This window comes from Burkholderia sp. Bp8994, assembly GCF_003853805.1.
Lineage (GTDB): Bacteria > Pseudomonadota > Gammaproteobacteria > Burkholderiales > Burkholderiaceae > Burkholderia.
The window spans coordinates 1-3,965 of sequence record NZ_QTQH01000042.1 but is presented as its reverse complement, the minus strand read 5'-3'; the positions used below and the strand labels follow the sequence as shown (position 1 = coordinate 3,965).

The 3,965-nt window shown below is 61.8% G+C and carries 6 protein-coding genes and 1 rRNA gene; 5 read left to right on the top strand and 2 right to left on the bottom strand.

The window, feature by feature from the left end:
* Positions 1-23 precede the first annotated feature (23 nt).
* From rrf to DIE04_RS29375, 4 genes are all read left to right on the top strand, one after another.
* Positions 24-136: ribosomal RNA gene (gene rrf / locus DIE04_RS29390) — 5S ribosomal RNA — on the top strand.
* A 311-nt stretch (positions 137-447) separates the two neighbouring features.
* Positions 448-852, top strand: coding sequence for a Cu(I)-responsive transcriptional regulator (gene cueR, locus DIE04_RS29385; protein ID WP_124524121.1), 405 nt, complete (start codon positions 448-450; stop codon positions 850-852).
* 215 nt (positions 853-1,067) lie between these two features.
* Entirely contained in the window at positions 1,068-1,214 is a 147-nt protein-coding gene (locus DIE04_RS29380; RefSeq protein WP_081053322.1) for a DUF3563 family protein, read from the top strand.
* A 114-nt stretch (positions 1,215-1,328) separates the two neighbouring features.
* The gene (locus DIE04_RS29375) at positions 1,329-1,697 is read left to right on the top strand and encodes a hypothetical protein (RefSeq protein WP_124489870.1); all 369 of its coding nucleotides are present in this window, start codon (positions 1,329-1,331) and stop codon (positions 1,695-1,697) included.
* Positions 1,698-1,712: 15 nt separating this feature from the next.
* Here DIE04_RS29375 and DIE04_RS29370 read toward each other — a convergent pair whose 3' ends face one another.
* Together DIE04_RS29370 and DIE04_RS29365 are read right to left on the bottom strand one after the other, a co-directional pair.
* Positions 1,713-2,558, bottom strand: coding sequence for a 23S rRNA (adenine(2030)-N(6))-methyltransferase RlmJ (locus DIE04_RS29370; protein ID WP_124489871.1), 846 nt, complete (start codon positions 2,556-2,558; stop codon positions 1,713-1,715).
* A gap of 111 nt (positions 2,559-2,669) precedes the next feature.
* On the bottom strand, positions 2,670-3,641 hold the full coding sequence (locus DIE04_RS29365; protein ID WP_124524117.1) for an aldo/keto reductase: 972 nt from the start codon (positions 3,639-3,641) through the stop codon (positions 2,670-2,672).
* Positions 3,642-3,804: 163 nt separating this feature from the next.
* On the opposite strand from DIE04_RS29365, the gene DIE04_RS29360 reads away from it, so the two are divergent.
* On the top strand, positions 3,805-3,965 hold a 161-nt coding region (locus DIE04_RS29360), incomplete at its 3' end, for an SDR family NAD(P)-dependent oxidoreductase (RefSeq protein WP_124524115.1).

Below are 3,965 nucleotides of genomic sequence, written 5' to 3'. Positions count from 1 at the left end.
AAGCAACGCGACAACCCTCTTTGCCTGATGACCATAGCGAGTCGGTCCCACCCCTTCCCATCCCGAACAGGACCGTGAAACGACTCTACGCCGATGATAGTGCGGATTCCCGTGTGAAAGTAGGTAATCGTCAGGCTCCCTAAGCCAGAAACCCCCGCCCGAAAGGCGGGGGTTTTTGCATTTGCAGCGCAGAAATGCGCGATCGCTGCAAGTGTTGGCGTGATCGTCAGTGGGCGGGCAGCTTGATACGCGCTGCATGCTGCTCCGAACCAGCAGATTTCGCAGCCACCACCTACCTCAATAAGGACATCCGGATTGCGGTCGATCCGGCCGTCACTGCCCAGGCAGGAACGAAATCTCGCGATTTGATACGATCCAAATGTCGTCGACGAATGCATGCGTCGACCTTCGTGTTCGAACCAGTGCTTGATGGAGAGAGGGCAGGGAATGAATATCGGCGACGCGTCGCGCGAATCCGGCGTCAGCGCAAAAATGATCCGCTACTACGAGCAGGTCGGCCTTCTTGCGCCGAGCAAGCGGAGCGACGCCGGATACCGCATCTACGGTTCGGATGACGTCCATATTCTGCGTTTCATCCGCCAGGCGCGGCGGCTCGGTTTTCTCGTCGAGGATATTCGCAAGCTGCTGATGCTCTGGCAAGACCGCTCCCGCGCCAGCGCCGAAGTGAAGTCGATCGCCCTCGAACACGTGGCCGAACTCGACAAACGCATCGCGGAATTGAGCGACATGCGCAATACACTTGCCGATCTCGCCGCGCACTGCCATGGTGACGGGCGACCCGAATGCCCGATCTTGGCGCGGCTGGCCGACCCGGTCAGTGAACTAGATTAGTGCATATCCTCGAGGCCGAATCGGAGCCTCGATTCAATATCTTTAAAAATCAGTGGGTTGAAGCAGATAGTTCGTAAACCATTCCAAACTGGAATGGCTTCCATGCAAGCATTTCACTGGCATCTTGGTGCGGCATCGCTATAATTCGGGATAACCCTATACGGGAAATCCCTGAATCTCGATTCGCCAGGGGTCCCCCTTCCTTGGAGAACATCATGATCGCCTACATCGTTGAAAAGCTGAGCAACTGGTTCGAATCCGCAGAGCGCGAACGCCGTGAGGCTTACCTCGCGTCGTCGTCGGACATCGTTCAGCTCGAGAGCCGCATCCGCTCGCTCGAAACCAACGGCTACTCGCTGTAATCGGAGTCACCGTCAGGTGCCGTGTGGCACCGAGCGAAAAGCAAGCCCCGTGTTGACGGGGCTTTGTTTTTTTGTGCGTCCGATCTGGCGAAATCGTCGGCGTGGCGCTATGGTATGGACCTGCTTTTCAACCGGAAGAACACGACCATGCGTTTGCGTCTCGATGTGCGTCACGTTTCCCGCGCGCGTCTCTTTCTGGGGGCCGCGGTGCTCGCTCACGGCATGGCGGCTGGTGCGGCGACGTCGTCCAGGCCGCTGATTCTCGATACGCAACGCGGGATCCAGGATGGCAAGGGCGGCCTGGTGTTGCAAACGGCTCCGTTATCGTCCGAGCCGATCGTTGAGCCCGCAGGCATGCGAGCGCCGGCAGGGCAGGGACCGAATTCTTCGGTCCCGCTGTTTGTCGCGCCGTATATCAATGTGCCGGGCTGGGGTGGGTCGCCGGCCAATCAGCCAAGACCCGCGCCAAGACCGCAGCCGTAACGGAAAACCGTTCGCTCAGTTTCCGCGGTGCTCGATCTGGCACCGCGCGCCGCTGTCCTGTCCCAGGCGCTCGACGAGATAGGGCAGCGCTTCGTTCATGCTCTGCGCGAGCGTGTACGGCGGATTCAGGATGAACATTCCGCTGCCGTAAAGGCCCAGGCCATCTGCCGGCGGATTCGATACCGTCAGCGTCAGGTGCAGCCAGTTGTTCGGCTGCAGGCGCTTGAGCTGCTCCGGAAAACGCTGCGATTCCACCCGCGCAACCTGCGGATACCAGATCGCGTAACAGCCTGTCGCGAAACGCTTCAGGCATTCCGTCACGCAAGTCACCGTGCGCGCGTAGTCCTTCTTGTCCTCATAGGACGGATCGATCAGCACGAGCGCGCGTCGCGGCGGCGGCGGCAGCAGCGCCTTGATGCCCTCGAAGCCGTCACCGGCGAAAATCATCGCGCGGCGCCCCGCATCGCGGAAGTTGTGACGCAACACGTCGATTTCCGTCGTGTGCATTTCGAACAGGCGCATCCGGTCCTGCTCGCGCATCGATCGCCATGCGAGATACGGGGAGCCCGGATAGTAATGCAGCTCACCGTCGTCGTTCAGCGCGCGCACCTCGTCGATGTAGTCGCCGAGCGCTTCGGGCAGGTCCTTTTCGTTCCACAGCGGCCCGATGCCGGTGTCGAATTCCCCTGTCTTGGCGGCATAACCGTCGCGCAGCGAATACACGCCGGCACCGGCGTGCGTGTCGATGTACCAGTACGACTTGTCTTTCTTGTTCAGGTAGCGCAGCAGCTGGACGACGACGGCGTGCTTGAGCACGTCCGCGTGGTTGCCTGCGTGAAAACCGTGACGATAACTGAGCATGGCTGGCTGCCTGAAACGAAGGGTGAATCGATGAAAACGGATGATCGCGCGAAGCCGTCGGGCCGCGCGCCAATGCGGCCGCGTATTGTACGCGAGTGGGCGTGAGCCGCCTTACTCGTATGCATCGCCGACGGTCTCCTCGATGCGTTGCTTGATCTCCGGCGTCAGTTTCTCGGCAACGTCGAGCGCGCGCATGTTGTCGCCGATCTGCTCGATTCGCGAGGCGCCCGTAATGACCGAACTCACGCGCGGATTCGCGAGTACCCATGCAATCGCGAGCTGGGCGGTGCTGCAGCCGAGTTCGGTCGCGATCTCGCCGAGCCGTTCGACCACATCGTTGCTGACCGGATCCGTCAGCCGTTCGCGGAGCCAGTCGTAGCCCGGCAATTGCGCGCGGCTGCCCGGCGGTACGCCGTTCCGGTACTTGCCGGTGAGCAGCCCCGATGCCAGCGGGCTCCAGGTCGTCAGGCCGAGGCCGTAGTCGTGATAGAGCCGTGCGTATTCCTGTTCGACCCGGGTACGGTGGAACAGGTTGTACTGCGGCTGCTCGACGACCGGCTTGTGCAGATGGTGCCGCTCGGCAATCTCGTACGCGGCGCGGATCTCGTCGGCGCTCCATTCGGACGTGCCCCAGTACAGCGCCTTGCCGCGTACGATCATGTCGCTCATCGCCCAGACGGTCTCCTCGATCGGTGTGTTCGGATCGGGGCGATGGCAGTACACGAGGTCGACATGGTCGAGCTGCAGCCGGCGCAGCGAGCCGTCGATCGCGTTCAGCAGATATTTCCGGTTCAGTGTGTGGTACTGGTTCGGCGCTTCCGCGAGCCCCCAGAAGAACTTCGTGGACACGAGGTAGCTGACGCGCGGCCAGCCGAGCGACTTGAGCGCCTGGCCCATGATTTCCTCGGATTTGCCACTGGCGTAGACCTCGGCGTTGTCGAAGAAATTGACGCCCGCATCGCGGGCCGCCGCAAGGCATTCGCGGGCGACCCGCTGATCGACCTGGTTGCCGTAGGTGACCCACGAGCCGAGCGAAAGCGCGCTGATCTGCAGGCCGGAGCGGCCTAGCCGTCGATAGTGCATGGGAATCTCCCGCGACTCTGAACCGACCTTAAGCTTAGACGTTTTGCGCGCGAACGGCGGGGCCGATCGTGCACAATAGCGGCTGGCCTCCACCTGCACGATCGCGACGAAAGCGGATGCAGCGGGGCGCGCTTTTTCGATCCGATAACGGAAGGAGACGGACATGGCAGCAGATCTGAACGGCAAGACCGCAGTCGTCACGGGCGCCGCAAGCGGCATCGGCAAGGAAATCGCGCTGGAGCTCGCAAAAGCGGGCGCGGCCGTGGCGATCGCCGACCTGAACCAGGACGGCGCAAACGCGGTTGCCGACGAGATCGTCAAGGC

What these genes read in the sequence shown, in the direction of transcription:
- cueR (WP_124524121.1), top strand. Translation starts at nt 448, where the DNA reads ATGAATATCGGCGACGCGTCGCGCGAATCCGGCGTCAGCGCAAAAATG.
- DIE04_RS29380 (WP_081053322.1), top strand. Translation starts at nt 1,068, where the DNA reads ATGATCGCCTACATCGTTGAAAAGCTGAGCAACTGGTTCGAATCCGCA.
- DIE04_RS29375 (WP_124489870.1), top strand. Translation starts at nt 1,329, where the DNA reads ATGGACCTGCTTTTCAACCGGAAGAACACGACCATGCGTTTGCGTCTC.
- DIE04_RS29370 (WP_124489871.1), bottom strand. Translation starts at nt 2,558, where the DNA reads ATGCTCAGTTATCGTCACGGTTTTCACGCAGGCAACCACGCGGACGTG.
- DIE04_RS29365 (WP_124524117.1), bottom strand. Translation starts at nt 3,641, where the DNA reads ATGCACTATCGACGGCTAGGCCGCTCCGGCCTGCAGATCAGCGCGCTT.